The sequence below is a fragment of the Shewanella sp. CAL98-MNA-CIBAN-0140 genome (assembly GCF_040309905.1).
GTDB classification, from domain to species: Bacteria; Pseudomonadota; Gammaproteobacteria; order Enterobacterales; family Shewanellaceae; genus Shewanella; species Shewanella psychromarinicola.
Genome location: NZ_JBEOPI010000011.1, coordinates 87351 through 112409 on the forward strand (window position 1 = coordinate 87351; position 25059 = coordinate 112409).

Annotated in this window: 20 protein-coding genes; 6 read left to right on the top strand and 14 right to left on the bottom strand. The window is 42.0% G+C overall.

Annotation, left to right across the window (positions count from 1 at the left end):
* Positions 1–186: 186 nt before the first annotated feature.
* From AAEY93_RS07905 to rpoE, 3 genes are read right to left on the bottom strand one after another with little or no spacing between them, the layout of a single operon-like run.
* Positions 187–1119: a MucB/RseB C-terminal domain-containing protein gene (locus tag AAEY93_RS07905; RefSeq protein ID WP_124012237.1), complete on the bottom strand. Its 933-nt coding sequence runs from the start codon at positions 1117–1119 to the stop codon at positions 187–189.
* A 41-nt stretch (positions 1120–1160) separates the two neighbouring features.
* Positions 1161–1778 (bottom strand): sigma-E factor negative regulatory protein, encoded by a 618-nt coding sequence (locus tag AAEY93_RS07910; RefSeq protein ID WP_124012238.1) that lies wholly within the window; start codon positions 1776–1778, stop codon positions 1161–1163.
* 26 nt (positions 1779–1804) lie between these two features.
* On the bottom strand, positions 1805–2383 hold the full coding sequence (rpoE, locus tag AAEY93_RS07915; RefSeq protein ID WP_011638383.1) for an RNA polymerase sigma factor RpoE: 579 nt from the start codon (positions 2381–2383) through the stop codon (positions 1805–1807).
* Positions 2384–2616: 233 nt separating this feature from the next.
* Between rpoE and nadB the strand changes: the two genes are divergently transcribed.
* Positions 2617–4230 carry an L-aspartate oxidase gene (gene nadB / locus AAEY93_RS07920; RefSeq protein WP_124012239.1) on the top strand — a complete coding sequence of 538 codons (1614 nt, stop codon included), beginning with the start codon at positions 2617–2619 and terminating at the stop codon, positions 4228–4230.
* A gap of 35 nt (positions 4231–4265) precedes the next feature.
* Here the strand turns inward: nadB and AAEY93_RS07925 are convergent, their stop codons facing one another.
* The 5 genes from AAEY93_RS07925 to nhaA all read right to left on the bottom strand — a co-directional run bounded on the left by AAEY93_RS07925 (position 4266) and on the right by nhaA (position 7586).
* Positions 4266–4682, bottom strand: a complete 417-nt coding sequence (locus tag AAEY93_RS07925) for a protein YgfX (RefSeq protein WP_124012240.1) — start codon at positions 4680–4682, stop codon at positions 4266–4268.
* 37 nt (positions 4683–4719) lie between these two features.
* Positions 4720–4968: an FAD assembly factor SdhE gene (locus AAEY93_RS07930; protein ID WP_101034528.1), complete on the bottom strand. Its 249-nt coding sequence runs from the start codon at positions 4966–4968 to the stop codon at positions 4720–4722.
* A 22-nt stretch (positions 4969–4990) separates the two neighbouring features.
* Positions 4991–5920: a transcriptional activator NhaR gene (nhaR, locus tag AAEY93_RS07935; RefSeq protein ID WP_124012241.1), complete on the bottom strand. Its 930-nt coding sequence runs from the start codon at positions 5918–5920 to the stop codon at positions 4991–4993.
* 105 nt (positions 5921–6025) lie between these two features.
* A complete protein-coding gene (locus tag AAEY93_RS07940) occupies positions 6026–6415 on the bottom strand; it encodes a hypothetical protein (RefSeq protein ID WP_124012242.1) in 390 nt (129 codons plus the stop codon).
* A complete protein-coding gene (gene nhaA, locus AAEY93_RS07945; protein WP_124012243.1) occupies positions 6351–7586 on the bottom strand; it encodes a Na+/H+ antiporter NhaA in 1236 nt (411 codons plus the stop codon). The genes AAEY93_RS07940 and nhaA overlap by 65 nt, the downstream gene beginning before the upstream one ends.
* Positions 7587–7831: 245 nt before the next feature.
* On the opposite strand from nhaA, the gene AAEY93_RS07950 reads away from it, so the two are divergent.
* Complete coding sequence (locus AAEY93_RS07950; RefSeq protein ID WP_101034524.1) at positions 7832–8683, top strand: thymidylate synthase; 852 nt, start codon at positions 7832–7834, stop codon at positions 8681–8683.
* 77 nt (positions 8684–8760) lie between these two features.
* Here the strand turns inward: AAEY93_RS07950 and AAEY93_RS07955 are convergent, their stop codons facing one another.
* The 3 genes from AAEY93_RS07955 to rppH form a co-directional block, all read right to left on the bottom strand.
* Complete coding sequence (locus AAEY93_RS07955; RefSeq protein ID WP_124012244.1) at positions 8761–9561, bottom strand: sulfite exporter TauE/SafE family protein; 801 nt, start codon at positions 9559–9561, stop codon at positions 8761–8763.
* Positions 9562–9649: 88 nt separating this feature from the next.
* Positions 9650–11890 (bottom strand): phosphoenolpyruvate--protein phosphotransferase, encoded by a 2241-nt coding sequence (ptsP, locus tag AAEY93_RS07960; protein WP_124012245.1) that lies wholly within the window; start codon positions 11888–11890, stop codon positions 9650–9652.
* 24 nt (positions 11891–11914) lie between these two features.
* A complete protein-coding gene (rppH, locus tag AAEY93_RS07965) occupies positions 11915–12433 on the bottom strand; it encodes an RNA pyrophosphohydrolase (protein ID WP_101034833.1) in 519 nt (172 codons plus the stop codon).
* Positions 12434–13251: 818 nt separating this feature from the next.
* Here rppH and mutH point away from each other — a divergent pair.
* Together mutH and AAEY93_RS07975 are read left to right on the top strand one after the other, a co-directional pair.
* Complete coding sequence (mutH, locus tag AAEY93_RS07970; RefSeq protein ID WP_124012246.1) at positions 13252–13920, top strand: DNA mismatch repair endonuclease MutH; 669 nt, start codon at positions 13252–13254, stop codon at positions 13918–13920.
* A 233-nt stretch (positions 13921–14153) separates the two neighbouring features.
* Complete coding sequence (locus AAEY93_RS07975) at positions 14154–15179, top strand: adenylate/guanylate cyclase domain-containing protein (RefSeq protein WP_232772184.1); 1026 nt, start codon at positions 14154–14156, stop codon at positions 15177–15179.
* Between the two features lie 602 nt (positions 15180–15781).
* On the opposite strand, the gene oxyR is transcribed toward AAEY93_RS07975, so the two are convergent.
* The 3 genes from oxyR to mnmL all read right to left on the bottom strand — a co-directional run bounded on the left by oxyR (position 15782) and on the right by mnmL (position 18522).
* Positions 15782–16705: a hydrogen peroxide-inducible genes transcriptional activator OxyR gene (gene oxyR, locus AAEY93_RS07980; RefSeq protein WP_101034519.1), complete on the bottom strand. Its 924-nt coding sequence runs from the start codon at positions 16703–16705 to the stop codon at positions 15782–15784.
* Between the two features lie 191 nt (positions 16706–16896).
* On the bottom strand, positions 16897–17262 hold the full coding sequence (locus AAEY93_RS07985) for an Hpt domain-containing protein (protein ID WP_124012247.1): 366 nt from the start codon (positions 17260–17262) through the stop codon (positions 16897–16899).
* A 291-nt stretch (positions 17263–17553) separates the two neighbouring features.
* Positions 17554–18522, bottom strand: a complete 969-nt coding sequence (gene mnmL, locus AAEY93_RS07990) for a tRNA modification radical SAM protein MnmL/YtqA (RefSeq protein ID WP_124012248.1) — start codon at positions 18520–18522, stop codon at positions 17554–17556.
* Between the two features lie 523 nt (positions 18523–19045).
* On the opposite strand from mnmL, the gene gltB reads away from it, so the two are divergent.
* On the top strand, positions 19046–23494 hold the full coding sequence (gene gltB, locus AAEY93_RS07995; protein WP_335687916.1) for a glutamate synthase large subunit: 4449 nt from the start codon (positions 19046–19048) through the stop codon (positions 23492–23494).
* Between the two features lie 4 nt (positions 23495–23498).
* A complete protein-coding gene (locus AAEY93_RS08000; RefSeq protein ID WP_351075976.1) occupies positions 23499–24905 on the top strand; it encodes a glutamate synthase small subunit GltD family protein in 1407 nt (468 codons plus the stop codon).
* Positions 24906–25059 lie beyond the last annotated feature (154 nt).

The following is a 25059-nucleotide window of genomic DNA, read 5'->3' on the forward strand; positions in this document are numbered from 1 at the left end:
TGACTCAGATATATGCTTATTCATTTAACACACTCGACCAATAAATATGTTGGTATTTTAGCACAATGACCATCATTGGCTAAGTCAGTTATTGCCTAAGCTATATCGCTCATGGCTCATCATAAAAACACGTAAGCCGCAACACAATAGCATCATGTCACGGCTTACAAATCAATAAGCTAAGGTTTATTTCAACACTAAACTATTGGCAATTTTGTCTAAGGTCTCTGAAGGCACTTTACCAATAGCAACCACCTCAAGCGTACCGACTTTAACAACGACCATAGATAACCCATTACGAATAAGTAATTCATTCGGCATTGGATTGTCTCCCGCTCGCGCAACATAAACAGAAATATTAGCCAATCCGTCTGTTAAGGCAACATACTCAACGGGCTCGTGACTACCAATCAACCGATGATGATCGCGAACAACGACATCAAATCCTTCTGGTAACCAAGTAAATTGCCAGTTTTTGCCATCAGTGCGTTCCGCTTGGTTCATTACTGCTGGCCACTCTTGCTTTGCGGCTTCAATTAAAATTTTCGCAGGCTCGGCTAATTCAATCAGCTCAATGACCATGGTTTGTTCAAGTAATTGTTTGTCTTTATTAAGGGTATCAAAACGTAATGGCAGATAAGTGTCCATATCGATCCACACTTGAGCGTCATAACGATTATCATCATTAGCCAATAAACGGATCATTTGCCCAGGGCGTCCAGCAATACGTCCGCGGCCACCTTTTACAAATTGGTAGCCTTTTTCGAGCTGGTGTAAGTCTCCCGCTAAAGCAGCAGGCCAAATCCCCTGAATACGAGGGGCTTGAACGCTATAAGCCGATTGGTCATGTTCTATAAACGTAACCGTATTACCCACTCTAACAGCACTTTTAGGCGGGCCATTTAGGTATTCAAGTAATGCGATTTCTTTATTATCGACAATGCCATGAATGTAAACAAGCGGACGAATATGATCGGCTTGTAGCTGAATAATAGAGGTTTTAAATTGCTTAACGCGCATTGCTTGGCTCATATTATTAAGCCAAGCTTTAGCAGATAAATCATCTTCAGCGTGTGTTGGAAAGGTTAACACTAACAGTGCTAGCAGGATAAGGCGCAAGCTAACTCCTAAAATGGTAAGACAAGGTTTCTGCCGATGGATTATGGATTTACCGCAGCATCTTGCACGCGATTATCATCAACAGCAACACCTGGGTTTAAACGTTGTTGCAGCATGTGATCTTGAATATAAGAATTAATACGGCGACGCTGTTCTATCACTTGTTGATCAGAATAATTTTGTTGATTTTTCACTGCACCAGTTTGATAACTTACCGGAGACACACTACCCACTAAAGGACGTGTCATTAATACTGGCAATGGTGACTCTGGATCATTACTTTGATCATAGTTTTGTACTCCAACAATGGCAACCATGGCAACCGTTGCAGCAATAGCATATTGGCCAAACTGTTTGAAAAATGGTACCACGTTTGAACCCGATGCAGCTCGCTGTTGTGTTCCAGCTTGCTCGGCTAATTCACTCTGCTTGGCTTGAGGCGCTATAATTGTTGGCTCAAGCTCAATTGCTGCTGCGATGCTAGCAAAAAGGTCTAAGTCAATGGTTGCCGGTGTCTCACCGCGCATTGCATCGCCTATCATGTGATAGCGTTGCCATTCATCATGTGAATCAACGTCAGCAGAAAGTTGTGCCAATGTTTTATCATCAACTTCGCCATCAACTGATGCAGATACCCACTCTTGACTTGATTTAAGCATTATTCACCTATCTAAGATTAAGGCTATTACTTTTCCAGCAAAGGCTGGAGCTGTTTGTCGATTGCTTCTCGAGCACGAAAGATTCGAGATCTTACCGTACCGACGGGACAATCCATTATATTGGCAATATCTTCATAACTCATTCCCTCTAGCTCTCTGAGCGATATGGCCATTTTTAACTCTTCAGGCAGAGTATCGAGCGTATCAAAGATCACTTTACTCATTTGATCTTTCATTAGTAATCGCTCTGGTGATGCAAACTCTTTTAACGCATCACTGCCTTCATAATATTCTGCATCTTCTATATCGACATCGTTTGCAGGTGCTCTGCGCCCTTGCGACGTAAGATGGTTTTTTGCAGTGTTTACCGCAATGCGATACAACCAAGTATAAAATGCACTTTCACCCCGAAAATTGGCTAACGCTCTATAGGCTTTAATAAAGGCTTCTTGTGTCACATCCGCAACATCCGCTTGATTGCGCACATATCTGGAAATTAAACTCATCACTTTATTTTGGTACTTCAGCACTAGCAGGTTAAATGCGTTTTTATCGCCTTGCTGCACTCGCTCAACTAATTGTTGATCACTATATTGTCCACTCATCCGAGCTGACTACTCCTAAATCTGTCACACTGATTACTCAGTCGCTCGAATCCTGTTCATATAAATAGACCTACTGATATGAAGAAAGTTCGATATTGAATTAAAAAAAGTTAATTTATTTTACTTATAAATAAAATATATAAGCAAAATCAAATAAAATACGCTGTAAAAGTACCCTGCTAAAGAAATTTGTTTTACTATGATCAAACCACTAAACCATATCATGATACCTGATGAAACAAGCAGTTGAACACCAATCTGACATTTTGGTCATCGGCAGCGGCGCTGCAGGACTAACTTTAGCACTACATCTTGCTGAAAAATCAAAAGTAATTCTTCTTTCTAAAGGCCCACTATCAGAAGGGTCAACCTTGTACGCCCAAGGTGGAATTGCATCTGTTTTTGATGAAGATGACACAATTGAATCACATGTAAACGACACCTTAATCGCTGGAGCTGGATTATGCGACAAATCTGTAGTGACATACACCGCAGAAAACGCAAAAAGTGCAATGGAATGGTTAATTAATTGTGGTGTCGCATTTGATAAAGAAGAAACCGTTACCGGTGACGATAGCACAGCCCATTATCACTTGACCCGTGAAGGTGGACATAGCCACCGGCGCATTTTACATGCTGCTGATGCCACCGGTAAAGCGGTGCAAATTACATTACAACAACAAGCTATCGATCACCCAAACATACAAGTACTAGAACGTTACAATGCGATTGACTTAATTACCACGCGCAAATTGGCTCGCCCAGGTAACAGGGTGCTTGGTGCTTATGTATGGAATCGTGATGAAGAACATGTTGAAACCATCAGAGCAAAATTTGTTGCGTTAGCAACTGGCGGCAGCTCAAAAGTGTACCAATACACCTCTAACCCCGATATTGCCAGCGGTGATGGTATTGCGATGGCCTGGCGTGCGGGTTGCCGCATCGCCAATATGGAATTTAATCAATTCCATCCGACATGTTTATTTCACCCCAACGCCCGAAACTTCCTATTATCAGAAGCGTTACGCGGTGAAGGTGCGTATTTACGTCGCCCTGATGGCAGTCGTTTTATGCCTGACTTTGACGAACGAGGTGAACTCGCCCCTCGCGATATTGTCGCCCGCGCCATTGATTATGAAATGAAACGCTTAGGATCTGACTGTGTCTATTTAGACATAAGCCACAAACCGGCGGACTTTATCATTAAGCACTTCCCGACCATCCATCAGCGTTGTCTAACATTCGGAATCGATATTACCAAAGATCCTATTCCTGCCGTGCCAGCGGCACACTATACCTGCGGCGGCGTAATGACGGATCTTCATGGTCAAACTGATATTAATGGCTTATATGCCATTGGTGAGGTGGCTTACACCGGCTTACATGGTGCCAATAGACTGGCGAGTAATTCATTACTGGAGTGTTTAGTCTTTGCCCGTGCAGCATCACAAGATATCGAAGGTCTGTTACATAAGATTCCTATGCCTAGTCCAATACCGATGTGGGATGAAAGTCAGGTGACTAACTCTGATGAAGAAGTGGTTATTGCCCATAACTGGCACGAGCTGCGGCTCTTTATGTGGGATTACGTTGGCATAGTGCGCACAGACAAACGTTTAGAGCGGGCACTAAGAAGATGTTTGATGCTTCAGCAAGAAATTGAAGAATATTATTCAAACTTCCGAGTCAGCAATAATCTATTAGAACTGCGTAATTTAGTCCAAGTCGCGGAGTTGATTATTCGATGTGCAATGGAGCGAAAAGAAAGTCGAGGCCTACATTATAACGCAGATTATCCTGATCAAATCGATAATCCTAAACCGACAATATTGCAGCCAAGCCGTTAAACACTATCAAGATTAAACCAGTCTGAATGGCTCAATTATTGGCTCAATAACAGGCGACACAGAGTACGATATGCTGTGTCGTCTACCATATCACTCCACACCAGCAATAGCCGACGCTCTTCGGTTTTAGTGTACTGCAAAAAAATGATGCACAGTAATGGGCTAATAAACGGTTTTTTACAAAGCTTGACGTTATCCGATTGACCCTCAACACCATATAATAAGGTGCCAGCCTGTTTGTTGCCCAGAGACAACAAGCAACGCCAGCGAGACACTCTGCGCCATTCGAAAATGAAAATCAGTATTGTGGCAATAAAAAGTAACGTTTGGATAATTTGGTATATCAGGGAGGGATAACTGGGCCAAGCTAAAAAACTGCTTAACACAACCGCTAATGAGACGATTAACGCCCCACGCTGTAAAAACGAAGCACTCAACGCAAATTGTTGCATTTGAGTGCTCGTGTTGAGCAAGGAGTCAATCGGCGGGTTAAGGTGCTGCTCTTCCACGGACTTTGACTATCATATCAGCTAGCAGTGGATCTTGGCATTGTTCATGCCCCATAAACCAAGCAAATAATTCAGGATCTTCACATTCTAATAAACGAATAAAAGTATTTTTATTTTCGTCTGTCATTGCTTCATATTGGGCTTCAATAAAAGGTTGAAGCAACACATCTAATTCTAACATTCCGCGACGACATGCCCAGCGTACACGCGCTATATTCATTAATTCCAACACAAATCTCCTGATGTCAATATCACAAGCTAGTTATACGGTTGCCTAAATCTTTTATGGACTGATCTCGTCCAGCAAATAGATCACTAAAATCCGTTGCCAGCAATGACTTTACCGCCGGATGTTGGATCATTCGCTCGGCGAACATCACATGGTATTCTTCTTTTATATCGGTTGTTTCACCAAGTAATACCATACCTTGTGACAGTATATCATGACGATAAATAGACGGCGCAACAAAAATACCTCGATTAAAATAACCGAAAGCTTTCATCATTTCTGCATCGTCAAACTCGCCTAAAATACTCACATTAAGATTTTTTTCGGCGAACCAACCATGTAATTGTTGTCCCAATGACGTTCGTTTACCCGGGATCAGTAATTTTCGCTGTTCAAGACAATCAGGAAACGGTAATGAGATAGGTTCAGCAGAGAAGAAGCTCACACCGCACTCACCTAGTTTTTTCGACAAAATCTCAGGAAACTTCAATGAAGCGCCAGCACAATCCGATAAAATCATATCCAGTTTATGCTCACGTAAACGCTCAATAAGGCTATCGTGAGTTGATTCATAACACGCTAAATTTACCGAACCATCGTTAGGAATAACGGTTAACAACACTCGACTCACTAAGGCCTTAGACAATGCATCAGCAATCCCTACCTCGAACAACAATGAATTATCTTTTTGATAATTAAGGATATCGAGCATTTCATAGCTAAGGCTAAACATCTTATCGGCATAACGAAAGACTAACTCGCCCAGTTCAGTGGCCTCCAAGTTACGTCCTACACGTTTAAAAACCGCCCCTTTCAATCTTTGTTCCAATGAGCGTATCTGACCCGTAATCGTCTGAGGAGCAAGGCATAATACTTCAGCGGCTTTAGTCACAGAGCCTTTCTTTTGCACCATCCAAAAATAATATAAATGGTTATAATTTAAATGCTGCATAGTAATAAATAACCTAACAAAATCACTACAACCAAATATGATTGATTAAAAATAATATTGAACAATACGCAGTGTCTATGCGGCGTATTGTTCAATACATAAACCTTACTGTTGGCTAGGGCGACAATCTAATAAGCTGTTAATCACTGACTCCAGTTCGTCACTGTTAGTAACATTGTTCAGTGAGACTTGTTCCGCTAATGCCGAAACGATTTCTGACTTCACCGGAACATGGCTGGAACAATAATTTAAATACGCTTTTTGATAACGTTTCCCTGCCCGAAACTTTAATGCTCTGGAGGCATAATCATTGGGATCAATTCGATTTGCGGTCGCATCATTGCGATACATTAATGCCCCATCAACCACACCTTCAAGATAACTTTGACAGGTTAATGATTCTGGTGATTGCTGACACACGTTAAATGAATCAGCCAATGTTGGCATCGACATCATGGTCACAAACAGACCCGATATTACAGTCACTTTTTTCATGATAACTCTCCTTTTTAGGCAGTACCTTAGCCAACCAAAAATAACCAATCACCGCCGCAAATAATGACCCAGTTAAAATCCCTAACCTTGCATAGTCACCAAATGCAGCAGGTGAATGTTCAAATGCTAAGGAAGCAATAAACACCGACATGGTAAATCCGATCCCACACATAACGGCAACAGGCGTAATGTGTCTCCAGCCAATTCCCGGAGGTAACTCAGCGAGTTTCAGTTTTACCGCTAAATAACTAAATAAAAGCACCCCAGCAGGCTTACCTAACAACAGACCAATGATGATCCCTAGCGTAATAGGTTCCGCAAATGAACTCAATGACATATTCGTTAATGACAAACCAGCATTAGCAAAAGCAAACACAGGCAGGATCATAAAGGTGCTCCATGGGTGTAAGCTATGCTCTAGCGACTCAGAAGGAGATGAACCATCTTTAGCACGAAGTGGAATACAAAACGCAATAATTACGCCGGCCAATGTCGCATGTACTCCAGATTTCAATACCGCAACCCATAAAATAAAACCAAGTAAACCGTAAGGCAGGATCGAACTGACCCCTTTTCTGTTCAGTGCGATCATAAGCACAATCGACACCGCGGCAATAATCAAACTTAGCATGGATAAATCAGTACTGTAAAACAGCGCAATAATCACAATCACCCCGAGATCATCAATAATTGCCAGCGCCAACAAAAACACTTTTAACGCCACCGGAACTCGGCTGCCAAGTAATGCCATAATACCTAGAGCAAAGGCGATATCTGTGGCAGCAGGAATAGCCCATCCGATCTGAGTATCGGGGTTAGAGTAGTTAAATGCCAAGTAAAATAATGCCGGAAATACCATGCCACCGATAGCAGCAATGCCGGGTAAGGATGCCTTTGCCACACTCGACAACGCCCCTTCAAGTAGTTCGCGCTTCACTTCTAAGCCGATTAATAAAAAGAATAATGCCATCAAGCCATCGTTAATCCACAGTAAAAGTGGCTTATCGATGTCAAGATCACCTACTCGAAGCTGTACTTCTGTGCCTAAGAAACCTTGATATACGTCAGCTAAAGGTGAATTGGCGAAAATCATCGCCAATGCCACTGCGATCATTAATAAAATGCCACCAGCAGACTCTTGGCTTAAGAAGTTTTTAATTGTACGTTCCATATAACACTCCTAAAAAACAATCGCTCAGTCTATAGAGAAAACTCAAACAATAATAATCGATTCTTTCTTGATGTTACCTCGGAATTACCGAGGTAACAAGCTGCAATAAGACGGTTTCCCGTCTTATTGTAAGTAATGCTGACATGGTGATGCTTAATTCTGATTAACGCGTTATCTACAGATTAGGTCGTGTTAATTAACCATCATTTGGGTATAATCTCGAAAAGAGAAAAGGATTTAAATACATGAAACAATATCTAGATCTGTGCCAGCGTATTGTCGATGAAGGCGAATGGGTCAATAATGCTCGCACTAACAAAAAATGCTTAACCGTGATAAATGCAGATCTCGTTTATGATGTTGCAAACAATCAATTTCCGTTAGTCACCACACGTAAAAGCTTCTGGAAATCGGCCATCGCAGAGGTCCTTGGTTATTTACGCGGTTATCAAAATGCTGCCGATTTTAGAGCATTAGGCACTAAAACATGGGATGCCAATGCCAATCTAAACCAAGCTTGGCTAGATAACCCAAACCGCAAAGGGCCCGACGATATGGGGCTCATTTATGGCGCTTTAGGACGTGCATTTCCAAAACATGATGGTGGCCACGTCGATTTACTGCAACAAATCGTCGATGATTTAACTAATGGCATAGACAATCGCGCTGAGATTTTAACCTTCTTTCACCCAGGCGCATTTGACCTAGGTTGCTTGCGTCCATGCATGTACGAGCATCACTTTTCATTACTCGGTGATACCCTGTATCTCAATAGTACCCAGAGAAGCTGTGATGTCCCTCTAGGATTGAATTTCAACATGGTACAAGTCTATGTATTGTTGGCTTTAATGGCCCAAATAACGGGTCATAAGCCCGGTAAGGCATACCATAAAATTGTTAACGCTCATATTTACGAAGATCAACTTGTCTCAATGCGGGATATTCAGCTTAAACGTGAGCCCTTTGCCTCTCCTAAGTTGATAATTAATCCAAAGATTAAAACCCTAAAAGACATTGAAACCTGGGTGACCTTAGCTGATTTTAGCGTTGAAGGTTACGAGCATCACGACGCCATTAAGTATCCTTTCGCGGTGTAATAACGGCGTTATTAATTAATAAAAAAACGCCTTTGCTCAAATACTTGAACAAAGGCGTGTCTATAACCTGACTGAGGTTAACTCAATAACAGTTTCAATCCCACTACGACTAACAAACCAGCAAAGATCTTTTTCAATACTGGTGTTGGCCAAGTGCTTGCCGCTTTTACGCCCATAGGCGCACACAGCATTGAGCTAATAATAATCCCGATTAATGCCGGTAGATAAATAAACCCTACCGAACCCTCAGGTAAATTGGGGACATCAAAGCCCGCAATGATATAGCCAATGGTACCGGATACCGCGATAAGCATTCCGGTAGCCGATGAAAACCCCACAGCTTGGCGCATTTGTAAACCGCAATAGCTCAAGAATGGCACCAGTAATACCCCACCACCAATGCCCATTAAGCCAGCAATTAACGCGATCGCCGTTGAGATGGTTAATAACACGGCAAAACTAGGCAGACTGCCACCTGTTTTGACTTTAAACGGAAACGCCATTTGTGCTGCCATTAACACGACAAAAATAGCGAAAGTCTGTTGTAAATCATCCGATGCAATTTGTTCAGAAACAAATGCCGATGCTAACGATCCAATAACAATGCCAGGGAAAATAGGCTTAAACAATTCCCAAGGTATATTACCGCGTTTGTGATGCGCAGCAGCTGAAGACATTGAGGTTAAAATAATTGATGCCAGTGATGTAGCGATAGCAACATGAGTGATTTGTGTCGAATCGATCCCGACTGAGGGCAAAATGTACAAGAGTGCAGGCACAATAATTAACCCGCCACCAATACCTAACAACCCAGCTAAAAAACCCACTACGGAACCTAAAACAAGGCAAATTAAAAATACCTGCAGCAAACTATCCACGATGACATCCTTAAAAATGACGTTTGACTATATTATCAACCATACGAAAGATCATCTAAGCATTTCCCAACCCGCTCCAATCGTATGACTAATCTATGTTAACTAAATCTGATAAATCATGTTTTCGCAAGAAATGTGCTAATAACCCTCGAACCTGGTTACCCGTTGACTGTTGTAAAATAGACTCCAACAACTCAGTTAATTCTTGTTTTGATACTCGTCTAAGTAAAAAATTTATTCTGGCTAAGCTGCCCTGGTTCATACTGAGTTTGTTATAACCCATTGCCACCAAAAGTAATGCACCATAAGGCTCACCAGCAAGTTCGCCACAAACACTCACATCCAAGTCATACTGTTTACACTCATCGACGGCTCGTTTAAGGGCTCGAAGAATACCAGGATGATAGCTATCAAATAGTGAACTCACACTAGGATTATTACGATCGACGGCCAGTAAATATTGGGTTAAATCGTTACTGCCAACCGATACGAAGTCGACCCGCTTCGCCACATCTTGCAACTGATACAATAATGCGGGTACTTCAAGCATAACGCCGACTTGAGGCCTAACCAAACGGGTATTTAATTCTTGGTTTAGTTCAGTAAACGCTTGCTCTAAATAACTTAATGTTTGATCTATTTCATCGAGATTACTGACCATTGGCAGTAATATTTTCAATTGATTGCCATTGCCAGCGGCTTGCAACATCGCACGCAATTGCACTAAAAATAACTCAGGATGATCAAGAGATAAACGAATACCACGCCAACCTAAAAACGGATTGTCTTCTTTAATCGGAAAATACGGCAACGGTTTATCGCCGCCTACATCCAAAGTACGCATCACAACAGGTCTATCACCTGCTGCACTTAATACTTGACGATATACATTGATTTGCTCTCTTTCGCTTGGAAAGCGTTGATGCAACATAAAGGGGATTTCGGTTCGATACAGCCCAATACCATCAGCACATTCAGCGATTTCAGAATCAATACCACTCAATAGTCCAGCATTGAGATATAAATGTATCCGCTCACCATCTGTGGTTACAGAAGGTAGACTCAACTCCGCAGAAAATTGTTTTTGCTTTTCGACATCTGCATCGATCAGTAGTTGGTACTCTTCAATCACTGCAGGCGATGGCGACACCAATAACTGACCACGATTGGCATTCAGAACTAATAGCTTTTGATCAATATCTACTGATAAAACATCATCAACACCAACAATGGCTGGTACACCCAGCGCACGCGCTAAAATGGCCGCATGGGCATTAACGCCACCACGCTCAGTAACAATACCCGCCAGCTTTTGACGAGGAAACTCAGCCAGTAAAGTGGCATCCACCTCTTTGGCGACTAAAATTACCGGTTTTTCAGGCTCTAATACTAACCTGCCTGGCTCTATAAGCTGTCGTAGTAGCTTTTGCCCAAGTTCGCGAATATCGCTTGCGCGTTCTTTTAGATAAGGATCTTCCATCTCTAGAAACTGTTGGATATAGCGTAATGAAACCCGGCTTACTGCAGACTCAGCCTGCCAACCTAAAGCGACTTCACGGGCATATTCGCCACCAAGGCTAGAATCATCCAACAGTAACTGAAATGCGGTAAAAATAGACGCAACATCAGCCGATTTTTCTTGTTCGAATCGTTGCGAAATTGACGACAGGATGTCTTTACAACGCTGCATAGCCGACTTTAAGCGCTGAATCTCAACATCAATATTGGCACAAGCCACCTCGGCTTGTTCCAATGAAATAACACCACCTAATACCAGGCCATGAGCAATCGCAATACCACTAGATGCATTAATACCACTGAAAACAACTTGTTGTTGTACACTGGTATTTGACGCTTTGTGCTTCAAACTGCGCACAATCACTGCGAGTTGAGCGGCTAAGGTCATTAAAAATGCTTCTTCGCTTTCACTGAACTGACGGGCTTCAGGTTGCTGTACGACAATAACGCCGACAAGCTGTTTTTGAAAAATAATCGGCACAGCCAAAAATGCGCGATATTCTTCTTCTGCTGCTTCGGGAAATAATTTAAAACGAGGATGAATACGTGCATCAGCGAGATTGATAGCTTCTTCACGTTCTGCAACTAAGCCGACTAAGCCTTCTGATATTGGCATGCTGACTCTGCCCACAGCAGATTGTTGTAACCCTTCAGTGGCCGATAAGACAAGATTTTGTTTTTCAAGGATATAAATAGAACAGCAATGGGTCTCCATTGCTAATCGAGTTTGTGACACTAATATATTTAATGCACTTTCAAGGCTGCTTGCTCTGGCAACAGCTTGAGTGATATCCCTGAGCATATTTAACACTGTTCCAATCCTCTTTGAAATCAGTTAACTCCGTTGTTTGCTTCGTTTTTTACTAAACTCGCGCGTTTGTAGCGCTAATGTCGTCGATGCGAACTCTTTCATTACTTTTCTATATACGTCGCGTTTAAAAGACACTACCTGACGAACAGGATACCAATAACTGACCCAACGCCAATCATCAAACTCAGGATGACCAGAAGAATTCAAGTTAATGGTATTATCGTGACCTTTCAATTGTAGTAAAAACCATTTCTGTTTTTGGCCAATGCAAACAGGTTTGCTTTCTTGGCGAACCAAACGCTTAGGTAAACGATATCGTAACCAAGAACGAGTGGACATTAGAATTTGAACATGTTCAGGTCTGAGTCCCACTTCTTCGTAAAGCTCTCGATACATGGCTTCTTCTGGTGACTCGCCATCATCTAACCCACCTTGTGGAAACTGCCATGAATGCTGACCAAAACGTCTGGCCCACATAACTTGTCCAAATTTATTACAGATAATGATGCCCACATTTGCGCGAAAGCCGTCGCTATCAATCACATGGACTCCGAAAATAGCAATTTTTATATCGTCTGATTGTTTCACAAAGCATGCCTATCGGCAAACCTCTATTTACTGTGGATAATTGAATAACAATGTTAATAAGTCAGAATTATCAACAATTGATTAAAGCCACTCTGTGGATTATCCACAAAATCTGTGGATATCTCTGTTCGAAACTTTAGTGAGGCTTGATAACAGGGTAAAAAACCATTGAGATTTTTTTAAGAAAAACAGCACATAACTATAAATAAAACTATATTAACAATGATTTATAAATATTTACAAACTATCAAAATATCCGATCGCCACTATCGTACAAAAAACATACAAGCCTAATTAAGATAGGTAATCACTCATTTAGCAACTTAAGTTATACACAAATAACAAGGCTTATTTTAAATTAAACCCCTTAAAAAGCCATTTTATTGCGTTGACTTGGTGTTTTTAATCAGTTAAAGACACATTTTATGACAGTTATCCATTAAATCTGTGGATAAGTATGTGTGAAATACAGGGGGAAAATGAGTGTAACTCGGGACAAGTATATTAAAAAAACAACGACACATTAAAAATATAATATTAAACAGTAACTTGGAACTAAATTCAATCAAGCTGTTTGAAGTGACCAATAATAGTTTACTTTATAACCTGCTCGTGGATAATTCACTAAACTTATTATAAATTAATAACCTTGTATAAATTTATGACCTTTTTATACATTAACTAAACTTGGTATCGATGAATATTACTTGATAGCATAACCTGTTGATTTTGATTGTCGACTAATCCATTTACCCAGAGGCAAAGACTCATTCATGGCTAAATCATCGCCCTTAAATCTTAGCGAATTAATGGAAAGAGCGCACAACATGGCAGGTATTCGTTTAGCTGACATCGCAGCCGATAATCGTATATTGGTGCCGGTGGATTTACGCCGAGATAAAGGTTGGGTGGGCCAACTTATTGAATCTGAATTAGGGGCGCTCGCGGGATCAAAACCTGAGCAAGACTTTCTCCATTTAGGGGTTGAACTCAAAACGATCCCTATCGGTCATAAAGGCAAACCACTTGAAACCACTTATGTCACAGTCGCACCACTGACAAACATTCAGGGTATGACCTGGGAAAACAGTGTGGTTTATCATAAACTGCAGCGGGTTTTATGGATACCGGTTGAAGGGGAGCGAAGCATTCCGGTGGGAGATCGTCGTATAGGTACCCCCATACTGTGGCAACCCAACACTAAACAAGCCAAACAATTACAACAAGATTGGGAAGAGATAATGGAGCTCATTGCGCTAGGTCAGGTTGATAAAATTACCGCGCGTCAGGGTGAAGTACTTCAATTACGTCCAAAAGCAGCTAATAGTCAAATACTCACCGAAAGCATCGCCGAAGACGGCAGTATTCAATTATCAAACCCCCGAGGGTTTTATCTCAAAATTGATTTTACTCAACAGATTTTAACCAATGCATTTTCATAATCTGTTGCGATAACAATCCTTGGTATTGTTAGCAATATTGGAAAAAGATTGCGTTAGAGCACTTATTTTTTCACTTCTATTGATCTAAATCACAAATAAACTATCACATGTAAGTAAAACTTCTATAGACTACCACCCTTATATACTAGGTCATTTAGGCAACCACATACTCCGTGAAAGCACGCCGTCAAACTCAAAAATTATTGTTCGCTATTTTTGCCTGGTGTGTAGCAATGGCTTCTTTCGTTTTTTTTCGCTACTCACAGTCATCGCAGTTGCCCGAATGGGCTATTGGTAACGCTGATTTAGCCACACTAGCAATATTTATGGGGTTTATATTTGGCAGTTTGCATTGGATGTCGAATTTAATTGCAGACTTTAGCGCCATCAGCCGCCTACCTTATCTGTTCTCCGTCGTGTTTAAAGGGTTATTTTTACTACTCGGCGCGACCACATTGGCCTATGTCACTCAGTTTTTAAATATGTGGGCGATTGAAAACCACATGTTAACGTTACGGCAAATGATCACCGTCCACATTATTTACAGCCCATCGTTTCAGGCGTTAGTGGTGTATCTTGTCGTGGTGCGGGTCGGATTAGCTTTTATTGAACAAATGTCACTCTTGGTTGGCCCCAAAGTATTACTTAATATTGGCTTGGGTAAATACCACAAACCACGTTACGAGCAACAATTGTTCTTATTTATTGATATGGTGTCATCCACGGCCCACGCAGAGACCTTAGGTGATTATCGTTTTAGTCGTTTAATTCAAGATAGCTTCAGTTTGCTCGCGGACACGGTGACAGATAATGAAGCTGAAATTTACCGCTATATGGGCGATGCCGTATTAATTCACTGGCCGTTAGAACAAGGCATTAAACAAGATAGGTGCATGAATATCTATTTTGAGTTTTGTCAGCAGTTACAGTGGCAAAGACAGTATTTTGAACAGCAATATGGGTTTGTGCCTAAATTCAAATCTGCTGCACATTGTGGTCAAGTGGTAGCCGCGGTGGTTGGCGTACATAAACAAGAAATTAGCTTTTTTAGTGATGTCCTTAATACCTTGGCGCGGCTACAAGATCAATGTAATCCATTAGGTCAAAGGATGTTGTTATCAGGAGATGTGGTGCATCGGCTTGAGCAACAAAACAGCAAATATAAGCTCACTGACTTAGGCCCAATAATACTTAAAGGTAAGCAACTTCCTACTCAAGTCTATGGTGTTGCCCCGATACAGTCCAATCCCCCTCGTTAAGGTGAGTTAATCTCAACTCGCGACATTGAACGGTTATCAAACGGCCTAAGCTTGTGTAAATAGGGTTACGTTACCGCCATCACTTATAACCGACAGACGCTTGTTAATGCACCTTGTTTGCAGACAATGACAGTTTGCTAAACAAGACCTACCACTGTGCTGATGTTGCTAACATTTTCCCACCTATCACCTTACATAGAGGTTAATTAACCTCAACTCGGCATAATAAACAGTTATCAAACGGCCCAAGGTTGCGTGAAGAGAGTTTAGGTTACTGCAATCACTTATACCGACAGACGCTTGTTAATGCACCTTGTTTGCAGACAATGAAAGTTTGCTAAACAAGACTTGCCACTGTGCTGATGTCGATAACATTCACCACCTATCCCCTCGCGTTGAGGTTAATTAACCTCAACTTGGCATAATAAACGGTTATCAAATGCTCTTAGCCCTGCTCTGTGCATAGACTTATGGGTAAAAGATATCCGTTGATGGGGCTTTTAACCCCTGGGTGCGCCTTGTTAGTAAAACAACTGGCCAGTGTGATATTGAGACTGTAAATAAACCTTTTGTTATCGACTTATCCCATGTCTCAACCCTAGTTAATGTTTGTTCGGTAATGATTGTGCGAGCAGTTTTTGCTGTATCGCTAGGCCTAAGGTTCTAAACGTTGAAATCCGGCTAGTCGTTTGTCGCCAAACCAATCCAATCTCACGATAGGGTGCCTCACCCGGTGGATCCATTGCGACAAGATCTGTGTCGGTTAAAATCCCGGTATCAATTGCCATTTGCGGTAAAAAAGTGGTCCCCAGTTTGCTGTTTACCATCTGCACTAAAGTGTGCAAACTCGTGGCAGCAAATGGATTGATTTTAGCGCTATTACCAAGCTGACAAGCCGTTATCGCGTGTCCGGTAATACAATGTTCTGCTTGCAGTAAAAAAATACTTTCATCGGGCATTTTTTGATAATCAATCGGTTGCAAAAATTGTTGCGATACCTCTTTATGCATTACTATTTTAAATGGATCGATACCGACTTTCATGCTGTGAAAACCACTTGTGTCGACAGGTAAAGCGAGTATCAATAGATCTAACTCCCCTTTTGCTAACGCTCCTAATAAGCGTTCAGTTGTGTCTTCTTTTAATAACAAACTGAGTTTAGGGTAGTCTTGCTGACATAACTTGACCACTCGACTGAGTAAAAAAGGTGCGATAGTCGGAATACACCCTAAGCGGACCTCACCGGTCATAGGTTCACCTTGATTTTTAACCAATTCTACTAAATCATCAACATTAGTTAAAATACTTCGAGCACGTTCCACCACCTGTTCACCGATGGCGGTAAACATAAACGATTTATGGTCGCGTTCAATTAACTGATAACCCAGTTGCTCTTCAAGATTTTGAATGCCGCTAGATAGTGTAGATTGACTGACAAAACACATTTTGGCTGCGCGATTAAAATTCTGTTCTTGGTGTAAATGAACCAAGTAATAAAGGTTTTTGAGGCTTGGAAGATTTTTCATATAAACGATTGCCCTTATCTATTTTAATTCAAATAGTGAATTAAAACGGGCGAAATAACAAGACGTCTATGTGTAATAGTCAATAGACGCCCATAAAAAATGCCTCTTTAATAAGAGGCATTTCAAAAAAGCGCTTTTAGGCACTAATGGAGGTTAATATCTATCCATTATGCTACCTACATGACGGACAATTACGCTTTTGCTTCTAAATAGGCTTTCAATTGCTGTAAATCTTCAGCGGCGTGGTCAACAATTACAGCAAGCCATACTTTATGCTCAGTGTCCCATTGGGTTTCTTCACCGTGCTGTAATAACTGTGAGAATTGCTGAATGCGTTTAAGGCCAACAGATCCCGCAGCGCCTTTAAATTTATGGGCTTCTGCACATAACGTATCTTTATCATTTGCATCGCCAGCTTTCACTAGGCTACTGACATATTCAGGCATTAGCTGCTCGAATAACACTACGCTTTTCAATAACGTTCCAGCACCAATGGCACTGATATATTGCTCAAGCGTATTGAGATCCAATATTGAGTCTAACTGCGTTGTGGCCATAAAGGCACCTCTATCAATAATATAACTTTCTAGAATTTTAAATATGATACCGAGTAAAATACCCTATGCAAGGCTTGCCAATATTTAGCTGCGATTTAATTATAAATATTACATTTTACTAACACAACTGATCAACTGGTATTACCAATGTTTAAAAATACCTCATATTGGTAATGTTTTATTCAATAATGAGTAAATAATCGTTACCACCCTTGTATTACGTCATAAAAACCGACCTTTATTTTGATCGTATTCAGCTGACTCATGACCAATCTATCGATATCTCTAACACTAAACCGTTTTACTTTGGCTACACATTAAAGCGCTACCTTGGCCGCCAAAGTCTCGTAACTCATTAACAATCGCAACAAGACCATCCCAACGAAAAGCACACCAATCAGGCGCAAGCAACATTGGTTTTTTTGCATAAGCGGTCACGCGATGGAAGATAATGTCTTTTGGGGTGTGACGGATCAGTTTTGCGACCTCTGAAGCATACTCGTCCAGACCGATCAATGGCATGGGATTATAACGCCATTGTTTTGCCATAATACTGCCTTCTACAATATGTAGTGGGTGCAGTTTTAGCCCATCAACACCTATCCCTAATACGGTTTGTAAGCTATTAAAGTAGTCCACGGAAGTTTCTCCTGGGAGGCCTAGTATCAGATGGGTGCACACTTTAATCCCTCTAGCACGAGCCTTTTTAACGGTTTGACGGTATTGGCATAATTGATGGCCACGATTAATCCGCTTTAAGGTCTGATTATTGGCCGTTTGTAAACCAAGCTCCAGCCACACCTCGATGCCTCGTTGTTGATACTCAACCAATAAATCAAGTACTTCATTAGGCACACAGTCAGGACGAGTACCAATATGAAGCCCGACAATATCGGTATCTTCAACGGCTTGATCATATTTTTGCTTGAGTACTTTGTACTCATCGTAAGTGCTGGTATAGGCCTGAAAATAAGCAATATATTTTGCTGTCGACGCTGGGGCTACTTCAGTGGGAAGCACACTTTTTTTGGCTGACTGGGCACGTATTTTTCCTTCGGATAATTGCACTGCAATGGGTTGAGCACTGTCTTGTTCTCCGCTAAATGAAGCCACATTACAAAAAGTACAACCGCCTACGCCTAAGGTGCCATCTCGATTAGGACAAGTAAATTGGGCATCTATAGTTAATTTTTTTATGCGTTGGCCATAACGTTGCTTGCAATGTAAACCAAATGTATTAACGTAGTCATCTAAACCCAAAATTTACTCTCAACATTACTTTAAAGTTCGCCAGTTTAGTCAACCGATACACACCTGTCTTGGTGCTAAATCAATAAAATAGTTTATCTATTGGCGCTGGCAGTAAACTTGTGCGCTAACGCTAAAAACAGTTAACACCATTTAATCAACTTACAAAACACTCGATATGAATATTTAGTCATTTAGAATAATTTTTTACTCAAAAACTGTGTTTGAAATAAAATTCACTATTTTTGTTTCAAAAACACTTCTTTGTTGTTGTTGCAAAAAAGTAGCTGATTATTTTATCATTTTCTAAAATTCTTTTTATTCATAAGGTTATAGGTGATATATCACAGTTTACGTTAACGTAAGGTTGGTAGCGTATTACGTTTTATGAGTATTTAGATTTCAGTTTGTTGCATTTTTTTGGTTTGACCTTTATTCAATCTCAGTTTATTTTGAATGGTTCGGGTGCATATCTATGGATATTCTTTGAATTTACCCCGAGTCGTATTCTAGTAGAGGTTTAGGGGGTTTTTGTATGAGCTTGTATCATCCCAGTTTTGAGCGTGACAATTGCGGATTTGGTTTAATTGCACAAATGGATGGTGACGCGAGTCACCGCATTGTGCGTACTGCGATTCATGGTCTCGATCGAATGAAGCATCGTGGTGGTATTGCAGCGGACGGACGCACAGGTGATGGCTGCGGTCTATTAATGCAAATGCCTACAGGGTTTTTTAAAGCTATTGCGGCAGAAAATGATTGGCATTTGAGCCGAAATTTTGCCGTGGGTATGCTATTTCTCAGCCAAGATAAACAACGCGCTGATGAAGCCAAACTTATCTTAGAAAAAGAACTACAACGAGAAATGTTAAGTGTCGCTGGTTGGCGTAAAGTTCCGATTAATCCTGATGTTTTGGGGGAGATTGGTCGGGAAAGCTTGCCACAGATTTATCAAGTATTGATCAACGCGCCAGTTGGCTGGCGGGAAAAAGATCTTGAACGTCGCTTGTATATGGCGCGTCGCCGACTTGAACAGCAAATCACTGATGATGAAGACTTTTACGTTGCCAGTCTTTCTGGGCAAGTGATTGTCTATAAAGGGTTAATGATGCCAGCCGATCTGCCGTCATTTTACACAGACTTAGCAGATATACGTTTGAAAAGTGCCATTTGTTTATTTCACCAGCGCTTTTCAACCAACACACATCCCAAGTGGCCATTAGCCCAACCGTTTCGTTATCTTGCCCATAACGGTGAAATCAATACCATTACCGGTAATCGTCAATGGGCTAGAGCGCGTGCCTATAAGTTTAATTCGCCTTTATTGCCCGACTTACAACAAGCGGCACCCTTTGTTAACGAAACAGGTTCAGACTCCTCTTCTTTAGACAATATGCTCGAAATGCTGTTATCAGGTGGGATGGATTTATACCGAGCCATGCGCTTACTTATTCCACCAGCATGGCAATCAAACCCAGAGATGGACGACGAGTTAAAAGCTTTCTATGATTTTAACTCAATGCACATGGAGCCGTGGGACGGCCCTGCTGGCATTGTAATGACTAATGGTCGCCATGCTGCCTGTGCGGTTGATCGCAACGGCCTACGTCCTTCTCGTTACGTTATAACCAAGGATCGTATCCTAACCTTAGCCTCTGAAGTCGGTATTTGGGATTATGCAGCCGATGAAGTGATTGAAAAAGGCCGTGTAGGGCCGGGTGAATTATTAGTATTGGACACCTTGAACGGTCATTTACATCACTCTTTTGAAATTGATAACGACTTAAAACGTCGTCATCCTTATAAAGAATGGATGGCTAAAAACAGTCAAACCCTAGTTCCTGCTGAGCAAATGCCTCCCAGCAAACAAGGTTCAAGTGGCTTTGATGCTAAAACACTGCTGCAATACCAAAAACAGTTTGGTTTTACTCGTGAAGAATTAGAGCAAGTTATTTGGGTACTCGCCAGTAAAGGTGAAGAAGCCGTCGGCTCAATGGGTGATGATACTCCCATGGCAGTATTGTCGAAAAAATCGCGTTCATTGTATGATTATTTCCGTCAGAAATTTGCTCAAGTCACCAACCCACCAATTGACCCATTACGTGAAAAACACGTGATGTCATTAGCCACTTGTGTAGGCCGCGAGCAAAATCTATTTAGCGAAACCACTGGCAACGCTTACCGAGTGATGTTTAATTCGCCGATTTTATTATTCAGTGACTTTAATCAACTGCTTGGCTTAGATAGCACCAACTATCGCGCTAATATGGTTGATTTAAACTATGATACCCACGAAACCCTAGAGCAGGCGATCCGTCGTATAACGGATGAAGCAGAACGCCTAGCGCGCAGTGGCACAACATTATTAGTCTTGTCTGATCGTGCAGTAGCGAAAAATGCACAAGTCATCCCTGCCGCTATGGCTGTGGGTTCTGTGCAGACACGTTTAGTGGATAAAAGTTTACGCTGCGACACCAACATTATTGTTGAAACGGCATCGGCCCGTGACCCGCATCACTTTGCGGTGCTGCTAGGCTTTGGCGCGACAGCTATCTACCCTTACCTTGCCTATGAATCTATCTCTGCAATGGCGAAATCACGTCAAGTAGAAGATGTAACGCCTTTATTGCTTAACTTCCGTTTTGGCATTGAAAAAGGCTTACGTAAAATCATGTCTAAAATGGGTATCAGCACTGTGGGGTCATACCGTTGTAGTCAACAATTTGAAGCCGTGGGTTTAGCCAGTGATGTCATTGAATTATGCTTTAAAGGCGTCATTAGCCGTATTGAAGGCGTTACCTTTACCCATATCGCCGATGACCAAAAGATACTTCATACTGCTGCGTATCGCGCGCATATGCCGTTACCTCAAGGTGGGTTATTAAAGTATGTTGAAGGCGGTGAATACCACTGTTTTAATCCAGACGTAGTCAATACCCTACAAGCATCACTTAAAGACAAAAACTATGCTGAGTATAAAAAGTTTACTCACTTAGTTGATGACCGCCCAGTGGCAACGTTACGTGACTTAATTGGCATCAAAGGTCAACTTGACGCTGTGGAACAAGACACCGTTGAAGGAGCTGAAAAGCTCTACTCTCGCTTTGACAGTGCCGCCATGAGTATTGGTGCCTTAAGCCCTGAAGCTCATGAAGCCTTAGCCGTTGCGATGAATCGTCTTGGTGGACGCTCAAACTCTGGTGAAGGTGGCGAAGATGCGCGTCGTTTCAATAGCGAGCGTAACTCTGCCATTAAACAAATTGCATCTGGCCGATTTGGGGTAACAGCGCACTATCTTGTTAACGCTGATGTGCTGCAAATTAAAGTGGCCCAAGGGGCTAAACCCGGTGAAGGTGGTCAGTTGCCTGGTCATAAAGTCAGTGTTGAAATTGCAGGGCTGCGTCATGCTCGTCCTGGCGTAACGTTAATTTCACCCCCACCACACCACGATATTTATTCAATTGAAGATTTAGCCCAGCTGATTTTCGATTTAAAACAAATCAATCCAAAAGCCTTAGTGTCGGTCAAGCTGGTTTCTGAACCAGGGGTTGGCACCATTGCAACGGGTGTCGCTAAAGCCTATGCCGATATGATCACCATATCCGGTTACGACGGCGGTACTGGCGCAAGCCCAATTACCTCGGTTAAGTATGCCGGATCACCTTGGGAACTAGGCTTAGCTGAAGTGCATCAGTCGCTGGTAGAAAATGGCTTACGTCATAAAATTCGCCTGCAAGTTGATGGTGGCTTAAAAACGGGTACCGACGTGATTAAAGCCGCCTTACTCGGGGCAGAAAGCTTTGGTTTTGGTACGGTGCCAATGATTGCGTTAGGGTGTAAATACTTACGTATTTGTCACCTCAATAACTGTGCAACCGGTGTGGCAACCCAAAATAAAAACTTACGTGAAAACCATTTCCACGGTTTACCAGAACGTGTGATGACCTACTTTGAGTTTGTGGCTCAAGAAGTGCGTGAATGGATGGCGGCATTAGGCGTGACAAAATTTGACGATCTGATCGGACGTAGTGACTGGTTATATACGCTCGAAGGTCAAACAGATAAGCAACGAGGTTTAGATTTAGCGCCGATTTTATATAAACCTAAAGTGCAGCCAAACTCGTCACTCACTTGGAAAGAAACTAACCCACCGTCAGACGTAGGTCAGTTAAACCAAACCCTATTAGCAGATTGTCGTAAAGCGGTTGATACTGGAGAGCCTTTCTCTTGTCAATATCAAATCAATAATACCGATCGTTCAGTGGGTGCAACATTGTCAGGCTATATTGCAACTACCGTAGGCGTGGCAGGGGCAAAACAGCCGTTAACACTTGCCTTTAGTGGTAGCGCAGGTCAAAGCTTCGGCGTGTGGAACAGTCCAGGCCTTGAACTTAAGCTCTGCGGCGATGCCAATGACTATGTTGGCAAAGGGATGTCTGGCGGTAAGATCGTAATTCACCCCCCTATTGGTAGCCCGTTCCAAAGTGAACGCAGCGCCATCATGGGCAACACTTGTTTGTATGGTGCTACGGGCGGTAAATTGTTTGCAGCGGGACAAGCGGGTGAGCGTTTCGCGGTTCGTAATTCTGGTGCCATCGCGGTTGTTGAAGGCTCTGGTGATAATTGCTGTGAATACATGACTAGCGGTATCGTGGTTATCTTAGGTAAAACGGGGGTCAACTTCGGCGCGGGGATGACAGGCGGATTTGCCTATGTATTCGACCAATTTGGTCGTTTTAATCGCCGGGTTAACACCGAAATGGTCGACACCCATAAAATAGAATCAAAAATCCACCAACAACACTTAAAATCGTTAATTGAAACTCATTATGCTGAAACAGGCAGTGAGCATGCCAACCTGATATTAAGTGATTTTGAAAACTGGTTGGATTGTTTTGTATTAGTAAAACCAAAGAATATTGCCGTTGCCGACCTGCTAAAAATTGAGCAGAAGAGTCCGGAATTAGTGGTAAAGGCGGGGTAACATTATGAGCAATGACTTTCAATTTATCGAAGTGGGTCGAGTAGACCCCGTTAAACATGAAGCAAAAAAACGTGCTACACAATTTATTGAAATTTATCAGCCGTATACGCAACCTGAAGTCAAGCAACAAGCAGACCGTTGTCTTGACTGTGGTAACCCTTATTGTGAATGGAAATGCCCACTGCATAACTACATTCCAAACTGGTTAAAACTGGCAGAAGAAGGTCGTATTATGGAAGCGGCAGACTTGGTACATGAGACCAATACTCTGCCTGAAATTTGTGGACGAGTGTGTCCACAAGACCGTTTATGTGAAGGTGCCTGTACCTTAAACGATGACTTTGGTGCTGTCACTATTGGTAGTGTTGAAAAATACATTACCGATACCGCTATCTCACAAGGATGGCGCCCCGACATGACCAAGGTGACACCACGCACAGAGCGTGTTGCCATTATTGGAGCCGGTCCTGCAGGTCTTGGTTGTGCTGATGTGTTGGCTCGCAATGGCGTGCAAGCAGTGGTATATGATAAATATCCTCAAATTGGGGGGTTGCTTACTTATGGCATCCCTTCTTTTAAGCTTGATAAAGAGGTGATGGCGACTCGCCGTTCAGTACTTGAAGGCATGGGGATTAAATTTAAATTGGGGATTACCGTTGGTAAAGATGTGAGCTTTCAGAGTCTATTAGACGAATACGATTCTGTCTTTCTTGGTATGGGTACCTACACAGCCATGAAAGCGAAACTGCCCAATGAAGAAGCGCAAGGCGTGATCCAAGCGCTGCCATATCTTGTCGGTAATACGCATCATATTATGGGCACTCAAGACGACGCTACACCGTATTTAAGCCTTGAAGGTAAAAATGTGGTTGTATTGGGCGGCGGTGATACTGCGATGGATTGTTTACGTACCGCAGTGCGCCAAGGTGCTAAAAGTGTCACATGTGCTTATCGTCGTGACGAAGCCAACATGCCCGGTTCACGTCGTGAAGTAAAAAATGCCCGCGAAGAAGGGGTCAATTTCTTATTTAATCGTCAACCTGTGGCAATTAAAGCTAAAAATGGTCATGTGGTCGGTATTGAGTGCGTTGAAACCAAAATGGGCGAAGCTGATGCCAGCGGACGTCAACGCGCTGAAATCATTGCAGGTAGTGAGCAAGTATTAGCAACCGATGCGCTGATCATTGCCTTTGGCTTCCAAGCAAGTCCTGCATCTTGGTTTAGTGAGTTTGGTATCGAAACCAACGAATGGGGATTAGTTAAAGCTAATAAAACAGATGATAATCCTTTCCAAACCACTAATGCTAAAGTGTTTGCCGGTGGTGATATGGTGCGGGGTTCTGACTTAGTTGTTACAGCAATAGCTGAAGGCCGAGACGCTGCATTAGGTATTTTAAATTATTTAAATTAACGACTTACTAACCTCTAGCCTGCAATGGGCTAAAGGGTAGCGTTCAAAGGTTAACAAGTTAATAAGTTAATAAGTTAGCTTGATAATAAAAGTCGCCATAACGTGTTTGCTTGTGAATTTTGCGCATCTTCTGATGCGCTTTTTTTCATCTTTT